At 40.0% G+C, this 16,132-nt stretch carries 15 protein-coding genes and 1 pseudogene; 10 read left to right on the plus strand and 6 right to left on the minus strand.

The window, feature by feature from the left end; all coding sequences use genetic code 11:
• Positions 1-238: 238 nt before the first annotated feature.
• The 4 genes from pyrC to secA all read right to left on the minus strand — a co-directional run bounded on the left by pyrC (position 239) and on the right by secA (position 6,833).
• The gene (pyrC, locus tag CRYPD_RS02745) at positions 239-1,300 is read right to left on the minus strand and encodes a dihydroorotase (protein ID WP_138146044.1); all 1,062 of its coding nucleotides are present in this window, start codon (positions 1,298-1,300) and stop codon (positions 239-241) included.
• Between the two features lie 160 nt (positions 1,301-1,460).
• Complete coding sequence (locus tag CRYPD_RS02750; RefSeq protein WP_138146045.1) at positions 1,461-3,095, minus strand: RNA-binding domain-containing protein; 1,635 nt, start codon at positions 3,093-3,095, stop codon at positions 1,461-1,463.
• Positions 3,089-4,165, minus strand: coding sequence for an anhydro-N-acetylmuramic acid kinase (locus CRYPD_RS02755; RefSeq protein ID WP_138146046.1), 1,077 nt, complete (start codon positions 4,163-4,165; stop codon positions 3,089-3,091). Before CRYPD_RS02755 ends, CRYPD_RS02750 begins: the two co-directional genes overlap by 7 nt.
• Positions 4,158-6,833: a preprotein translocase subunit SecA gene (gene secA, locus CRYPD_RS02760; RefSeq protein WP_138146047.1), complete on the minus strand. Its 2,676-nt coding sequence runs from the start codon at positions 6,831-6,833 to the stop codon at positions 4,158-4,160. The genes CRYPD_RS02755 and secA overlap by 8 nt, the downstream gene beginning before the upstream one ends.
• A gap of 87 nt (positions 6,834-6,920) precedes the next feature.
• On the opposite strand from secA, the gene CRYPD_RS02765 reads away from it, so the two are divergent.
• The 6 genes from CRYPD_RS02765 (at position 6,921) to CRYPD_RS02790 (ending at position 10,914) form a co-directional block, all read left to right on the plus strand.
• Entirely contained in the window at positions 6,921-7,220 is a 300-nt protein-coding gene (locus CRYPD_RS02765) for a hypothetical protein (RefSeq protein ID WP_138146048.1), read from the plus strand.
• Positions 7,221-7,298: 78 nt separating this feature from the next.
• Entirely contained in the window at positions 7,299-7,910 is a 612-nt protein-coding gene (gene petA / locus CRYPD_RS02770) for a ubiquinol-cytochrome c reductase iron-sulfur subunit (RefSeq protein ID WP_138146049.1), read from the plus strand.
• 14 nt (positions 7,911-7,924) lie between these two features.
• Positions 7,925-9,148: a cytochrome b gene (locus tag CRYPD_RS02775; RefSeq protein WP_138146050.1), complete on the plus strand. Its 1,224-nt coding sequence runs from the start codon at positions 7,925-7,927 to the stop codon at positions 9,146-9,148.
• A 4-nt stretch (positions 9,149-9,152) separates the two neighbouring features.
• Entirely contained in the window at positions 9,153-9,839 is a 687-nt protein-coding gene (locus CRYPD_RS02780) for a cytochrome c1 (RefSeq protein ID WP_138146051.1), read from the plus strand.
• A gap of 77 nt (positions 9,840-9,916) precedes the next feature.
• Positions 9,917-10,549, plus strand: a complete 633-nt coding sequence (locus CRYPD_RS02785; RefSeq protein ID WP_138146052.1) for a glutathione S-transferase N-terminal domain-containing protein — start codon at positions 9,917-9,919, stop codon at positions 10,547-10,549.
• Positions 10,550-10,560: 11 nt separating this feature from the next.
• Complete coding sequence (locus tag CRYPD_RS02790) at positions 10,561-10,914, plus strand: ClpXP protease specificity-enhancing factor (protein ID WP_138146053.1); 354 nt, start codon at positions 10,561-10,563, stop codon at positions 10,912-10,914.
• Here the strand turns inward: CRYPD_RS02790 and bioD are convergent.
• A complete protein-coding gene (gene bioD / locus CRYPD_RS02795) occupies positions 10,906-11,547 on the minus strand; it encodes a dethiobiotin synthase (protein WP_138146054.1) in 642 nt (213 codons plus the stop codon). The genes CRYPD_RS02790 and bioD overlap by 9 nt on opposite strands.
• Before the next feature lie 68 nt (positions 11,548-11,615).
• On the opposite strand from bioD, the gene CRYPD_RS02800 reads away from it, so the two are divergent.
• The 4 genes and pseudogenes from CRYPD_RS02800 to leuS all read left to right on the plus strand — a co-directional run bounded on the left by CRYPD_RS02800 (position 11,616) and on the right by leuS (position 15,641).
• Entirely contained in the window at positions 11,616-12,566 is a 951-nt protein-coding gene (locus CRYPD_RS02800; RefSeq protein ID WP_138146055.1) for a dihydroorotate dehydrogenase, read from the plus strand.
• A 29-nt stretch (positions 12,567-12,595) separates the two neighbouring features.
• Positions 12,596-12,757, plus strand: a pseudogene (locus CRYPD_RS08435) (type II toxin-antitoxin system Phd/YefM family antitoxin); the annotation flags it as partial.
• A 185-nt stretch (positions 12,758-12,942) separates the two neighbouring features.
• Complete coding sequence (locus tag CRYPD_RS02810; protein WP_138146057.1) at positions 12,943-13,194, plus strand: type II toxin-antitoxin system RelE/ParE family toxin; 252 nt, start codon at positions 12,943-12,945, stop codon at positions 13,192-13,194.
• On the plus strand, positions 13,191-15,641 hold the full coding sequence (leuS, locus tag CRYPD_RS02815; RefSeq protein ID WP_138146058.1) for a leucine--tRNA ligase: 2,451 nt from the start codon (positions 13,191-13,193) through the stop codon (positions 15,639-15,641). Before CRYPD_RS02810 ends, leuS begins: the two co-directional genes overlap by 4 nt.
• Before the next feature lie 260 nt (positions 15,642-15,901).
• On the opposite strand, the gene CRYPD_RS02820 is transcribed toward leuS, so the two are convergent.
• On the minus strand, positions 15,902-16,132 hold a 231-nt coding region (locus tag CRYPD_RS02820; protein ID WP_171004291.1), incomplete at its 5' end, for a helix-turn-helix domain-containing protein.

A 16,132-nucleotide genomic window follows, 5' to 3' on the forward strand; every position in this document is an offset into this window, starting at 1 on the left:
AATATATTGAAGTGTTTTATAACAAAATTAGGCGACATTCAACGATTGATTATTACTCGCCTAATGATTATGAAAAGAGGTTTTATCGCAACAATATTCCCTAACTTAACATTAAGCCTTTAAGGCTTAAGTTAGGGCTTGGAACAAGTTCCAAGTTGGGGCTTTGCTCCTTCGTAGCCTGACCTTGGGTGCAAACCTCAAAAAAGATTATTGATACAGAAAAATAATGCGTAAAATATTAGTTTGGTGTCCAGTCAAGTGGGGGAGCTTCAAGCCTCCAGTTCAGTGTTTTGGTTGCCATAAACGGCACAATTACATCGCCATTAAATTCTAATTCATTGGGCACAGTCCAGTTTTGTTTTTTAAGCGTAATAGTTTGCGTATTATGAGGTAGGTGATAAAAATCTGCACCAAATTTTGAGGCAAAGCCTTCTAACTTATCCATTGCACCTGCTTTATCAAATGCCTGCGCATATAATTCAATAGCGTGGGGGGCAGAAAACACACCTGCACAGCCACAAGCTGATTCCTTGTCGTGTTTGGTATGTGGAGCAGAATCTGTACCTAAGAAAAATTTAGCATTACCGCTGATAGCCGCATCAACCAACGCCACTTGATGCTCAGCACGCTTGAGCACGGGCAAGCAATAGGTATGTGGCTTGATACCGCCGACTAGCATATCATTACGATTGTTCAAAAGGTGTTGCGGGGTAATGGTGGATGCGATATTGTCGCTACTCTCACGCACAAAATCAACTGCGTTTTTAGTAGTAATGTGTTCAAATACGATTTTTAATTCAGGAAAATCACTCACCACTTGTCTCAATACCTCGTCAATAAACACCGCTTCACGATCAAAAATATCCACTTCGTTTCGTGTTACTTCTCCGTGTACTAATAACGGCATACCCGTTTTTTGCATACGCTCCAATGTTGGATAAAGTTTAACAATATTGGTTACACCGCTGTCTGAATTAGTGGTTGCGCCGGCAGGATACAACTTAGCTGCCACCACATTATTATCCATCGCCTCTTGGATGTCTTTGGGCGTAGTGTTGTCCGTCAAATACAAAACCATCAACGGCGTAAATGTACTGTCTTTTGGCAAGGCAGATAAAATTTCCTCTCGATAAATGTTTGCTTGAGCGGCATTAGTCACAGGCGGATTGAGATTGGGCATAATAATCGCTCTACCCATTTGAGTCGCCGTCATGCCAACCACTGATTTTAACGCTGCTCCTGAGCGCACATGCAAATGCCAGTCGTCTGGTTTGATTAAAGTTAGGGTTTTATTGTTCATATTTATACTCAAAAAATTAGGGCTTTCTTTATATATTTTTATCAACTCAGCAGTTAAATAATTAAATTTATTTATTTAGACATTCGTTTAACCTATTGTTTTAACTAATATTTTTAATAAAAAATGTCTAAAAAATGTCTAAAAAATGTCTAAACAATGTCTAATTTTTAGCGTTAGACATTTTCCATAATTTACCAAAAGGCTTTATCTTCTTTTTCTTTTTCAGGCTTTGTAAATTGTTTCGAACCTTGTTGCGTTTTTGTTGCTTGCTTAACACATCGGGCAACTTGTCTAACAGCATTTCTTCAAAATCTTGCCGCTTTCCAGTTTTAAACTTCCTCAAAAAATCAAGTATCATTTTTTGACAATATTCATTATCAATGCCTCTATATTTAATGTAAGCAGGCTTTTCTCCTATTGATTCTGCAACAAAAGATGAAATATGGAAATTAGGCTTGCGTCCCTCGATCAATTTTTTACTTCTTAGTGCTTTAATTTCAGAATTCAACAAAGGTGCGTGTTTTACTACTTTATCCAGCAAAATAATTTCCTGTAAGGTTAAATCATTTTTTGATTGTGCAAGTCTGCGCGCATAATCAGCATCAACCACTTTGCCAATAATTTTGACTTTAACTTGGTTATGGTCTAAATCATAACTTGGTAAAGGAAAAAACTTATCTTTTTGCGAAACAAACATTTTTTTAATACCGCTACCAATAGTGTCAATCATACCTAAACCGACCATAGCACTTGCTAAAAATAGGTTGCGATAATATGTTTCTGGCGCATCTGCTGACACTACTTTTTCCACACTTCCAGGGATAAAAGCACCTGAATTAACAAAAGTCAAAATCCCATCCTCGCACTCTATTAAGTTGATTTTTCCACTTAATGTGTAATCTTGATGTGCAATACAGTTATTTAATGCCTCACGGATAATAAATGGATCAAATTGATCTACCTCATCGGGAAATAAAGTGCCTTCAGGCAAATAGCGGTATTTTAAATTTCTAATTTTGGCATAAACTTGATTAACGCTTAATAATAATGGGCAGCCAAAATGTGCGTAATCTTTTTCAATATTATCCCTGTCTTTTAATATCCAGCTGATTTTTGCCATAGCGGGATTGATAAAATGTTCGGACTCTGCCTTTCCAAGCAATAATATAGTTGTATTTGTAATTTTGCCTTGAGCGGTAACTTTGGCTTTATTTAAAAACTTGAGATTGTCCCATTTTTCTATTTCCAGCGCTGGGTTTTTAACCTTGAATTGTTTTCTTGCCTCGCTAATTGCCTCAACAGAAAGATCATCAACTGTTGCATTTTCAACAACTTTTGCACTCCAATCAAACGCATGATTTTGCAGTCTAATGCGCTCCCTTTCTTGATTATTTAATGCACTTAAACTTGAACCATTTCTGCCATAACAATGCCCTTTCCAACCAACTGGCGTGCCTCTTGGTGCGGAAGGAATTTGTAACATTAACACCTGTTTCCCCTTAACATTAACCCGATGCGTGTTTATAAAATTGGATGTTGGAGATGTGTTATTGGCAATCTCCTGCTTATATTCATTTAAAGTGCTATCAGTAATTTTTGTGCCGCAAACTGTGTGTTTATCATCAACACCAAAAACCAACCATGCGCATTCTTTATTAGCAAGATTTGCCTCATTGCTTAATGCGGAAAAGTATTTACCCAATTTATTTTTATCAAAATTTTGCTCAGCAGTCTTAAATTCCAGTATTTCAGTTTCTGTGCTAGTGTGGAGCAATGTGTTTAATGCATTTAACATCCTCTACCTTGGTACTGATAAATGCCACCTAAAATGCGTGTGCCACAAGCGCCAGTGACTAAAGGTAAGTTTGAGGGCTTGCCTTCCAAGGTTTGCTTGGCAAAAAAAGCGAAAGCGGCGGCTTCAACAAAATCAGGGTCTATACCCAAATCGCTAGTGGTGGTTATCGCACTTTGTGGATTTAATGTTTTTAAACGCTCAACCAACAGAAAATTATGTGCGCCGCCGCCACACAAATAGACGATTGCGTCTGTTGGAATGTGTTGGCTAATACTCACAGCGCTTAATTCTAGCAAAGTGCGTGCGATATCTTGTGCTTGATAATCGGCGGGTAATCGTTGTCCTAACCAGCCTAGGTTAAAATACTCTGGCCCAGTACTCTTAGGCGCTGGTGCTTGAAAATAAGCATCTTCTAGCAAAATATTTAGCAATGTTTTATTGACAACACCCGATTGCGCCCACACGCCGTCCTTGTCATAATCAAGGTTTTTTTCTTGTTTAATCCAAACATCTAACAGTGTATTAGCAGGTCCTGTGTCAAACCCAAATACTTTATTATTTTTAACAGTCGTGATGTTAGCAATGCCGCCTAAATTGATAATCACACCGTCTTTTTTATCAAGCATATGCTGATGATAAAGTGGCGTAAGTGGCGCACCTTGCCCACCAGCAGCAATGTCTTGTAGTCGAAAATCAGCCACCGTGGTAATACCAGTCTGCTCGGCAATAAATGCGCCATGTCCGATTTGCATAGAATACACGCCACCTTGATGATAAATAGTTTGACCGTGTGAGCCGATTGCACAAATGTCTTTTTTATCAAGCCTTGCTTGCTTAATTAATTGATTGGCAGTTTTAGCAAACAGTTGTGCCACTTCAATATCTACTTGTGCCAAATGCTCTAAAGTGCTTTTTCCACTTTGACTAAGCCGCTGTAAATGTGTTTTTAAAGAGGCAGAATAAGGCAGGCAAATTGAGGTAATAATTTTTTGACAATCCTTATCAAGCACAACGCCGTCCACGCCGTCCATACTGGTGCCAGACATTAGCCCAATATGATAATCAGCCATGGCAATTTTTGTATTTTTTGCCTGAGCCGCAAGGACACAGGTCGTTACGCCCTATTTTTTCGCCACTGCGCTGATAAGTTTGTGAGTTGTCCGTTGCTTCATTAACTGTGGTTTCTGCCATTACAACCCCTTCATGCTGTGCTGATGCGCCTTCATTATTTTGCTGTTCTACATCCTCTGCGCTAGTGTGTTCGTTAATTGCCACACTTGAAAGTGCTTTGACAACTTCCACATTTATCGTATTTAGCAAGGCTTCAAACATCGTAAAAGATTCGCGTTTATATTCTTGGGCTGGGTTTTTTTGTGCGTAACCACGCAAATTGACACTTTGGCGCAAGTAATCCATAGCCGCTAAATGCTCTTTCCAAAAATGATCTAGCGTTTGCAACATCACCGCTTTTTCAAAACTACGCATCTGCTCACTGCCAACGATGTCTTCTTTATAATCACAAATCTGTCCCAAGCCCTGAATAATTCTTGACTCCAATTCATCAACATCCACACCTTCATCTAGCCATTCTTGTAGCGGAAAATTTGCCGCATAATCTGATTTTAACGCATTTTGCAAACCTTCAACATCCCAGTCTTCTTCAGTTTGCGCAGCTGAAATATAATCGCCAAATAAGCCGCCAATTACCTCTTTTCGAATAGCAATAAACCTGTCTTGCACATCGCTAACACTCATTAGTTCATCGCGCAATCCGTAAATTACTTTACGCTGGTCGTTTGACACATTGTCGTATTCCAACAGATTTTTGCGTGCATCATAATTCATACCTTCGACTTTTTTCTGTGCATTTTCAATCGCACGATTGACCATCTTATGCTCAATTGCCTCGCCTTTTTCCATGCCCAGTCGTTGCATCATTGTTGCCATTTTTTCGCTGGCAAAAATACGCATTAAGTTGTCCTTTAAGGACAGGTAAAAACGCGTTGAACCCACATCACCTTGACGACCAGAGCGCCCACGCAACTGATTATCCACACGACGAGATTCATTGCGTTCAGTGCCAACGATATGCAATCCGCCTGCTTGAATTACCGCATCGTGGTGCGCCTGCCAATCCTGTTTTTGCTGCTCTGTTGCGCTTTCGTCTAGTTTACCGCCCAGCACAATGTCCGTACCCCGTCCTGCCATATTAGTAGCAATCGTGACCGAACCAATCGCACCCGCATTAGCAATAATAATCGCTTCTCTTTCGTGTTGCTTGGCATTTAAAACTTCGTGTTTGATTTTCTTGTTGGTGAGCAATTCTGAAATTGCCTCAGAGTTTTCAATACTGCTAGTGCCTACCAAAACAGGTTGTCCTATCTTTTGACAGTTTTCTACCTCTTTGGCAATTGCTTCTAATTTTTCATCCAAAGTGAGATAAATTTGGTCAGACCTATCTTTTCGTGCTGAGGGTTTGTTCGGTGGTACAACCACGGTTTCTAAATTGTAAATTGTTTGAAACTCAACTGCCTCAGTGTCTGCCGTACCAGTCATGCCTGAAAGTTTGTTATAAAGCCTAAAATAATTTTGAAAAGTAATGGATGCCAGTGTCTGATTTTCCTTTTTGATGCTCACACCTTCTTTAGCTTCAATCGCCTGATGTAACCCTTCAGACCAACGACGACCTGGCATGGTTCTACCCGTAAATTCGTCCACAATTACCACTTCATCGCCATCAATAATATAATGATCATCCCTGTGGAACAACACATGCGCACGAAGTGCTGAATTAATATGCTGCATCAGTAAAATATTGTTGGCATCATACAGGCTATTGCCCGCTGATAAAACTTCGGCATCAATCAATAAATTCTCTGCTTTAGTGTGCCCATCGTCGGTCAAAAATACTTGCTTGTGTTTTTCATCAACCGTATAGTCGCCTGCAACCTCAACCACAACTTCTTTGCCTTCGCCACTTTCGGTTTGTTGGGTAAAATTTGGAATCATTTGGTTAATTGCCTGGTAAATATCGGCATAATCATCTGCTGGTCCAGAAATAATGAGCGGCGTTCTTGCTTCGTCAATCAAAATAGAGTCCACTTCGTCAATAATGGCAAAATTAAGCTGATGTTGTACTTTTTGCTCAGCAGTGAATGCCATGTTGTCTCTTAAATAATCAAAACCTAATTCGTTGTTGGTCGCATAAACAATGTCACAATCATAAGCATCTTTTTTGTTTTCTGGCAACATATCTGAAGTAATAATACCAACATCCAAGCCCAAAAACTCAAACACCTTGCCCATCCACCGAGCATCGCGTGCCGCTAAATAATCATTAACAGTAACGATATGAACGCCTTTGCCACTCAGCGCATTTAAGTAGGCGGGTAGTGTTGCTACCAAAGTTTTGCCCTCACCTGTGCCCATCTCTGCAATATTACCCTCATGTAACACCATGCCACCCACCATTTGCACATCATGGTGCCGAAGCTCTAACACCCTGACAGACGCTTCACGAATGACCGCAAATGTCTCTGGCAATAAGTCATCAAGCGTCGCTTGATTTTCAAGTTTCTGCTTAAATTCCTGCGTTTTAGCGCCCAAGGCTTTGTCGTCTAAAGCCTGCAACTCAGGTTCAAACGCATTAATCTGTGCAACCATTTTGCCCAGTTTTTTTACCAACCTGTCATTACGAGAACCGACAATTTTGGCAGCAATTTTATTTATAATACTCATTAATATTTATAAAATACGATTTCAAAAAATGGTTCTATTTTCTCATAGATGTTATGATACATATTGCTCTTTACAATTTTAAACACAATGCCTAAAGAAATAAAAAACTTATCGAATTTTACCCCGAAAGGTGTATTAGGGCAGTTATTTACACAAGCCAGAGTATTAAATCGTCTTAATGAAGCCTTGTCAGAACACCTGCCAGAACAGTTTAGAACGCTATCGTTATGCGCTATTGACAAAGGTGTTGCCACTTTTGTTACCCACAATCAAGCCCTAGCCTTCCGTGCCCAACAGCAAAATGCTATTTTACTGAGTACGCTGGGGGAAATAGAAGCCCTCACACACATAGAAAAAGTGATTGTCAAGGTCAATTTTAAGAATTAACTATCGTATAACGCTAATATACATTATAATTATCAGGTTTTTATTCATCATAAGTTTATAAATAAAGGATTTAATTTTATGTCTGAACAAGTAATAGACCTCAAAAAGAGGCGCTTTCTGACCAACGCCACAAGCGTGGTTGGTGCCGTTGGCGTTGGGTTTGTATTGGTGCCGTTTTTATCATCATGGATGCCTTCGGCAAGAGCAAAAGCGGCTGGCGCACCCATTGATGTTAATATTACTAAATTAGAGCCTGGACAATTGGTTCGTGTGTTGTGGCGTAAAAAGCCTGTTTGGATTTTCAGACGCGATGCACAAGCACTTGCCAACCTAAAAACACTAGACGGCGATTTAGCCGACCCTAACAGCACAGGTAATTCAAAAACAAACCAACCGACTTATATCACTGAAAATCATCGTGCTATTAAAGCAGAAATTGCCGTTATTGTGGGTATTTGTACACACTTAGGCTGCTCACCTACTTACCGCCCAGAGTTAGGTGCGGCTGATTTAGGTGGCGATTCTTGGAAAGGTGGATTCTACTGCCCATGTCATGGCTCTAAGTTTGACTTAGCAGGGCGTGTTTATTCAGGCGTGCCAGCGCCAACAAACTTGGTGATTCCGCCTTATCATTTTGTATCTGATTCATTAATTCAAATTGGTGTTGATCCTACAACCAGTGCATCTTAGGAGTAAATTAAATCATGGACAATAATAAAAACTGGATTGATCAAAGATTCCCGCTCACCAAAGTTTGGAATGAGCATTTAGCAGAATATTACACACCAAGAAACTTTAATTTTTGGTATTTCTTCGGCTCATTAGCAATGCTAGTATTGGTAATGCAAATTGTAACTGGCATCTTCTTAACCATGCACTTTAAGCCTGATGCGGCAAATGCTTTTGCCTCAGTTGAATACATTATGCGTGATGTTGATTGGGGTTGGCTGATTCGCTACCTACACTCAACAGGAGCATCGGCATTTTTTATTGTGATTTACCTGCATATGTATCGGGGCTTGCTTTACGGTTCGTACAAATCACCACGAGAGTTGATTTGGATTCTTGGCATAATTTTATATATCGCACTAATGGCTGAGGCCTTTATGGGTTATGTGTTGCCTTGGGGGCAAATGTCTTATTGGGGCGCACAAGTTATTATTTCACTATTTGGATCGGTGCCTTTTATTGGCCCTGACTTATTGGTATGGATTTTAGGTGATTATGCCGTTGGTGATCCGGCGCTCAACCGTTTCTTCTCATTACATGTGATTGCCTTGCCGCTTATCTTGGTGGTATTGGTATTCTTACATATCGTAGCATTGCATACCGTTGGCTCAAACAATCCAGATGGTGTTGAAATTAAAAAAAATAAGGATAAAAACGGCATTCCAAAAGACGGTATTCCATTCCACCCATACTACAGCGTCAAGGATATTGTTGGTGTGGTGGTATTTTTAATGCTTTTCTCAGCTGTGGTATTTTTTGCCCCTGCTTTAAATGGCTACTTCTTAGAGCACGCTAATTTCATTGAAGCAAATCCATTAAAAACACCTGACCGCATTGCACCGCTTTGGTATTTAACTCCTTTCTACTCAGTATTAAGGGCAATTCCACCTATGTTTGGCTCGCAGTTCCCAGGGGTTGTTGGTATGTTTGCAGCACTGTTAATTCTATTGGCACTGCCGTGGTTAGACCGCTCTAAAGTGAAATCAATTAGATACCGTTCGTACCCTTACAAAATCGCACTGGGTGTTTTTGTGTTGAGTTTTGTTATACTCGGCTGGCTGGGTATGGAGAAAGTAACACCAGTAAATTCTATATTAGCACGAGTTTTCACTGTTACTTACTTTGGCTTCTTTATTTTAATGCCTTGGTTTACTTCAATCGGAAAAACCAAACAAGTGCCTGAACGGGTAACGGAGTAATACGATGAAAAAATTATTAACAATTACAACATCTGTTTTTGCAAGCTTGACAATTTCATTCAATGTTTTGGCTAGCAGTAGCGTACACCTAGACCATGCAAACACTGACATAAACGATCAAAAATCATTGCAAAATGGTGCACAATTGTTTATGAACTATTGTTCGGGTTGCCACTCAATCTCGTTTATGCGTTACAACCGTATTGGCAAAGACCTTAACATCTCTGATGCTGATGTTGAAAAAAACCTAATGTTTGGCGACAAAAAAATTGGCGACAAAATCATTGCATCAATGTCAGAAAAGGGCGCAGAAACATGGTTTGGCACAACACCGCCAGATTTGTCTTTGGTTGCTCGCTCAAAAGGCACAGACTGGATTTATACTTACTTGCGTAGTTTTTATGCAGACAAATCTCGCCCATTTGGTGTGAACAACAAAATTTTGGTTAACGCCTCAATGCCAGATGTTTTGTGGGAGCTTAAGAAAAACAAATCGGCTGAAGATTTTGACCAAGAAGTTAGAGATATTACTAACTTCTTAGACTATGTTGGTGAGCCCGCCAAGTTGGTGCGTGTTGATTTAGGCTACAAAGTCATAGGCTTTTTGTTTATTTTGTTTATCCTTGCTTATTTAATGAAAAAAGAATATTGGAAGGATGTGAAATATGGCAAGTGGCGTGCTAAGGACTAATTAAACAATTAGTCAATACATTTAACAGCGCTTCCATACAAGGGGTGCTGTTTTTTATTTTTTAAGGATACTCAATTATGCTAACCAAACCAAACCCATCATCAACCATTCTTTATTCTGCTGCCGATGAAATAGAATCACACGCAGTGCGCTTTATCATGGCAGAAAAAAACATTGAAAGAAAAGTGGTCAACCTAAAAGTTGACCAAATGCCGGAAGAAATTTTAGAACTTAACCCTTGTCAAACACTGCCTACTTTGTTTGACCGTGGTATCGTTTTATACGACCTTTCTGTTATTATGGAATACTTAGACGAGCGTTTTCCATTTCCGCCGTTGTTACCCGTTGATCCAATTGAAAAATCAGAAAAACGCTTACTAATCTTTAGATTTACAAGGGCTACTGGCAGTTGGTTTGAATTGGTTAATACAATCGAAACTGGTAAAAAACAAGAGGAAAATGAGGCGAGAAAAATCCTTAAAAGTCAATTAATTGGATTGGTGCCTTTATTTGAGTATAAGCCTTTCTTTAAAAGCGAAGACATGACAATTGTTGATGCCTGTTTAGCAGCACTATTATGGCGCCTCAAGAAACTTGATATCAACTTAGGCGTGCCTGGAAAGGCGATTACTGACTATGCAAGCCGTCTCTTTGCAAAAAAAAGCTTCAAAGAAAGTTTGACCGATTGCGAAAAAGAATACAACGCTTAAAATTTACTACTATGACTTCGGTTACGCCCTATTTAATTCGCGCCTACCACCAATGGATGGAAGACAGTGGGCTCACCCCGCACATCTTAGTGGATTGCTTAAAATTTGGCGTTGTTGTGCCCAAGCCTTTTATTCAACAAGACAAAATTGTGCTTAATATCGGCATAAGTGCAGCCAGTGCTTTGATGATAAACAACGAGTCAATTTCATTCAAAGCGCGTTTTGACGGGAAATCTCAAGACATTTATGTGCCCACCAATGCAGTGCTAACAATCTATGCAGGCGAGAATGGCAAAGGTATGTTCTTCGAAACTGAAAGCAAAAAAACTACCCCCAAAAAACCTAATTTAACCTTGCTAGATTAACGCCAAAACTTTGGCGTTAAAATCGTTCAATTTATCCTCACTGAATGTTACTATAGCAACATCAGTATAGGCATTAAGCGCCTGAGCATTATTCAAATCGTTGGGTATTATTCGATTTAAAACCAACATCACAACATTAAGTTTGTGTGTTTTAGCAGCGTCTATGCTTAACAGTGCCTGATTAATTGCTCCCAGCTCGTCTTTCACTACAATCACGATAGGCAAGCCAAGAGCAAGAGCAAAATCACTGTTCAACACTTGCTCTGCGATGGGCGAATACAACCCACCCGCTCCTTCAATTATCATAAAATCATCGCTATTAGCTGGCTGTACTGCACCAATCAAATTCTGTAAATTAACATCAACCCCTTTATCTAGACTGGCTTTTTCGCCACTCACACAGTCCTCAAACTTAAACCGACAGACGCTGTCAATTGGTTCTGGGTTTACGCAAGCGTTGTTTAATAACACGGCATCTTTTGGCATTAGTCCGTTGGCTACTTTAATGCAGTCACTCTCAATCGGCTTTCTGGCCACCACACGATATTTCTCATTCAGTGCCAAAATAATACACCTAGCAACAAATGTTTTTCCCACATCTGTACCGCTACCACTGATAAATAGTCCCTTCATGGTGCATAATTTTAACAGTAATACATATTAACCCAGCGGTTAATAAAGACCTTTGTATAATAGCAACTATGCAGAAAAATCTAAAAACCGAATTTTGCGGACTTAAACTAAACTCACCCATTGTTCTTTTGTCAGGCTGTGTTGGCTTTGGCGAAGAATATACACGGATTGACGGGTTTTCTAACGCCGATGTAGGCGCTATTTGTCTCAAAGGCACAACGCTGGAGCCTCGCCTCGGCAATATGCCTCATCGGGTAACAGAAACGCCAAGCGGTATGATTAATGCCATTGGCTTACAAAACCCAGGGACGGATATGGTGATTAACGATATTATGCCGAATTTGGATAAATCTGAAACACGCTTTATTATCAATATTTCTGGCTCATCCGTAGAAGAGTATGGCGAAATTACCAAACGCTTTGATGACACAGATATTGACGCTATTGAAATTAACATCTCTTGTCCAAATGTCAAAGAAGGCGGCGTGGCATTTGGCAACGACCCAGATATGTCTTACCGAGTGGTTGATATTTGTAGAAAAAACACCTCAAAAGCCATTATCACCAAATTATCGCCCAACCAAACGGATATCGCCTTTAGCGCTCAGCGCTGCATTGATGCGGGTACTGATGGCTTGGCAGTGATTAATACGCTGATGGGCATGTCAATTGACACCAACACCAAAAAACCAATTATTGGCAACAATCAAGGTGGCTTATCAGGCCCTGCCATTAAGCCAATCGCCTTATTAAAAGTGCACCAAGTTTACCAAATCAGCAAGCATCACAATGTACCAATTATCGGACAAGGCGGTATCACTACTGCGAACGATGCAATTGAATTTATCGTTGCAGGCGCAGCCACTATCGGCATAGGTACAGCGCTATTCTACAACCCATTAGTGTGCCATAAAATTAATGATGGCATCAGTCAATACTTAACAGATAACAAGCTCGACAGTATTGATGAATTGGTCGGCACTTTGGCTCTTAATAACTTTATTTCGTCCTGTAAATAGACTAAAATAAAACTTTTTTTAGGTATTTTATTGTGCAAATTCTTACTTCAAATATTAGCAGTATTAGTGAACTAAAATCCAACCCTATGAAGGTTGTTAGAAGTGGTGGTGGCGAGGCAGTGGCAATTCTTAATCACAACAAACCTGCATTTTATTGTGTGCCAGTTGAAACCTATGAAAAACAAATGCAACAGGAAACAATAAAAGCGCCAAAAGTATAGGGTGAGGAATAGTTAGAGGACGAGATACAAAAAAGAATCAAAGCCTATGAGGCAGATACGCTAAAAATAACACCTCTACACCAAGGATTAGACAAAATTAAACAGCGTCTAATGCCTCAACTATGACAGAAAAACCCCTTCAATTTGAAAAATAATTGGGGGATATTGTTGATTATATTGCACTGGACAGCGTACAAAATGCCTTAAAATTTTATCAAGACTTGCTAGTAGATATTGATAAAATTGCTGGCAATCCACATCAACACAGACGAAGCTTACCCCATCAGGATGATGCCGTTAGGGAGCTTGTTTTTAAAGACTATATCATCATATTTAATATTAGAAAATCAAGTAATAAAATCATCATATTAGGAATATTTAGTCAAAACCTTTGGAATAAAAAATAATGCAAGACTACAACGCAAAAAAAATTGAGCAAGATGCTCAAGACTACTGGCAAAAAAACAAATCTTTTGAAGTGGTAGAAGACACCTCAAAAGAAAAATATTACTGCTTAAGTATGTTTCCCTACCCATCTGGGCGTTTGCACATGGGGCATGTGCGAAATTATAGCATTGGTGATGTAATTTCTCGCTATCAAAAAATGCAGGGAAAAAATGTACTGCAACCGATTGGCTGGGATGGGTTCGGCCTGCCTGCTGAAAATGCCGCATTAAAAAACAAAGTCCCACCTGCCAAGTGGACTTACGAAAATATCGATTATATGAGAGAGCAGTTAAGTCGATTAGGTTTTGGCTATGATTGGTCGCGTGAAATTGCCACCTGCCACCCAGACTATTACCGTTGGGAGCAGTGGCTGTTTGTTAAATTGTTTGAAAAAGGCTTGGTGTATAAGAAAAATGCGATTGTTAATTGGGATCCTGTTGACCAAACTGTGCTGGCAAACGAACAAGTGATTGACGGGCGGGGCTGGCGCTCTGATGCACTGATTGAGAAAAAAGAAATCTCACAATGGTTTATGCGTATCACCGATTATGCCGACGAATTACTCAGTGGCTTAAACCAGCTCGATGGCTGGCCTGATGCTGTCAAAACCATGCAAAAAAACTGGATTGGCAAATCCGTTGGTCTAGAAATTACCTTCCCTAGAGAAGCTGCTGATGCGCTTGAGGTCTACACTACTCGCCCAGACACGCTAATGGGAGTAACTTATTTAGCCATTGCCAGCGAACACCCGCTTGCGCTTGAAGCGGGCAAAAACAACCCACAAGTACAGGTCTTTATTGACGAGTGCAAAACCCTGCAAACCACCGAAGCCTCAATGGAAACCATGGAGAAAAAAGGCATTGATTCTGGGCTTAAATGCACACATCCTATCAGCGGCGATGAAGTGCCGATTTGGATTGCTAATTTTGTCCTAATGGGCTACGGTACAGGGGCAGTAATGAGCGTACCTGCACACGATGAACGGGATTATGAGTTTGCCAAAAAATACGCTATTATCATCAAACAAGTCATTAATGAAGAACAAAATATCAACGAGAATGCCATTACTGATAAAGGTGTGCTGTTTAATTCGGGTATATTTAACGGCATGAATTTCAACCAAGCCTTTGATAGTATTGCCAAAACCTTAACAGACAACAACCTAGGCAACAAAAAAACCAACTACCGCCTGCGAGACTGGGGCGTATCCCGCCAGCGCTACTGGGGCTGCCCCATTCCTATCATTAACTGCCCAAATTGTGGTTCAGTGGCTGTACCTGAAGCCGACTTGCCCGTTGTCTTGCCTGAGGAGGTGAGTTTTGACGGTGTTGGATCACCGATTAAAAAAATGCCTGAGTTTTACCAAATCACTTGCCCGAAATGCAATGAGGCGGCGCAGCGAGAAACCGATACTTTTGACACCTTTTTTGAATCTTCTTGGTATTTTGCCCGCTACGCTTGCAAAAACAATAGCGACCAAATGCTAGACCAGAAAGCCAACTATTGGCTAGATAATGGCGGCGTGGATCAATACATTGGTGGCATCGAACATGCGATTTTACACTTGCTCTACGCTCGATTTTTTAACAAACTGTTGCGTGATGAAGGCTTGATTAAAAATGACGAACCTTTTAAAAACTTACTTACTCAAGGCATGGTTTTAAAAGACGGCAGTAAAATGAGCAAATCTAAAGGCAACACGGTAGACCCCGCACAAATGATTGAAAAATACGGCGCTGACACCGTACGCTTATTTATCTTATTCGCTGCCCCACCAACCCAAGACCTAGAGTGGAGCGATTCAGGATTAGAAGGTGCATATCGCTTTATTAATAAGGTTTATCGCTTAGTTAATGGTTTTATAAAAGACCAAGAAAACAATACTATTGGCTCTTTAGATAGCCTTGATAAAGCCCAAAAAGACATACGCTTTAAGACCCATCAAACCCTGAATAAAATCACCGATGATATGGATCGCAGGCATCTGTTTAATACCGTGATTGCCGCCCTTATGGAGCTCAGCAATACCCTTTCCAAATTCAACGATACCCGTGCCGCCTCTATGGCTGTGCGTCAAGAATCCATCCACATTTTACTCAAAACTCTCAGCCCCATTGCTCCACACCTTTGCCATTATTTATGGCAAACATTAGGCAACGCCACAGCCATCATTAACGAGCCATGGCCAAGCATTGATAAATCTGCACTCACTCAAGATGAAGTGCAAATTATCGTCCAAGTTAATGGTAAACTTCGTACCAAGTTAATACTCAACGCCAATACCGATAAAACGCAGATTGAGGCACAAGCACTGGCAGATGAAAATGTGACCAAATTCACCGACGGAAAAACCATTATTAAAGTGATTGTGGTGCCAAATAAGTTGGTTAATATTGTTGTTAAATAAAACCGCTTAATAGAAGTTGTTACGAAACCTTCTGGCAGGCGGGGTACAAGATACTCTTTTGAGCCGTTATTAGAATTAGTTCAAGTAATTCACTTGGTACATTAGCGGTCAGATAGAGTGCCTTGTTTGGGTGCTTTTCTAAAATAAATAAGATAATTCCTCTTTCGACACTTTATGGATTTCCATTAATGTTGTGCCTTTGTAGTATTGATCTTAACTTTCTCATCCAACTCTAGGCGTCCCACGATTTGCTCAGGACTCTAATACTCTTTTAGTTTTTTACTGATATAGTGCTTAATTTCAGCAGTAAGCTTATTCTGTTGATGTCGCTCACAAGCAAGATTGTTAGCTTGCTTGTGGCAATAACCTCTATTGCCAGTATTACGAGATAATTCTCGAGAAATAGTTGAGTTACTTCTACCCATTGAATTGGCAATAAAAGTTTGACTGTATCCTTGTTTTTTCAACAGGTAAATATGGTATCTTTGTTT

The organism is Bathymodiolus heckerae thiotrophic gill symbiont (genome assembly GCF_900180345.1).
GTDB lineage: Bacteria > Pseudomonadota > Gammaproteobacteria > PS1 > Pseudothioglobaceae > Thiodubiliella.

Coding starts and splice junctions, on each gene's coding strand:
- pyrC (WP_138146044.1), bottom strand. CDS start 1,300: ATGAACAATAAAACCCTAACTTTAATCAAACCAGACGACTGGCATTTG.
- CRYPD_RS02750 (WP_138146045.1), bottom strand. CDS start 3,095: ATGTTAAATGCATTAAACACATTGCTCCACACTAGCACAGAAACTGAA.
- CRYPD_RS02755 (WP_138146046.1), bottom strand. CDS start 4,165: ATGGCTGATTATCATATTGGGCTAATGTCTGGCACCAGTATGGACGGC.
- secA (WP_138146047.1), bottom strand. CDS start 6,833: ATGAGTATTATAAATAAAATTGCTGCCAAAATTGTCGGTTCTCGTAAT.
- CRYPD_RS02765 (WP_138146048.1), top strand. CDS start 6,921: ATGCCTAAAGAAATAAAAAACTTATCGAATTTTACCCCGAAAGGTGTA.
- petA (WP_138146049.1), top strand. CDS start 7,299: ATGTCTGAACAAGTAATAGACCTCAAAAAGAGGCGCTTTCTGACCAAC.
- CRYPD_RS02775 (WP_138146050.1), top strand. CDS start 7,925: ATGGACAATAATAAAAACTGGATTGATCAAAGATTCCCGCTCACCAAA.
- CRYPD_RS02780 (WP_138146051.1), top strand. CDS start 9,153: ATGAAAAAATTATTAACAATTACAACATCTGTTTTTGCAAGCTTGACA.
- CRYPD_RS02785 (WP_138146052.1), top strand. CDS start 9,917: ATGCTAACCAAACCAAACCCATCATCAACCATTCTTTATTCTGCTGCC.
- CRYPD_RS02790 (WP_138146053.1), top strand. CDS start 10,561: ATGACTTCGGTTACGCCCTATTTAATTCGCGCCTACCACCAATGGATG.
- bioD (WP_138146054.1), bottom strand. CDS start 11,547: ATGAAGGGACTATTTATCAGTGGTAGCGGTACAGATGTGGGAAAAACA.
- CRYPD_RS02800 (WP_138146055.1), top strand. CDS start 11,616: ATGCAGAAAAATCTAAAAACCGAATTTTGCGGACTTAAACTAAACTCA.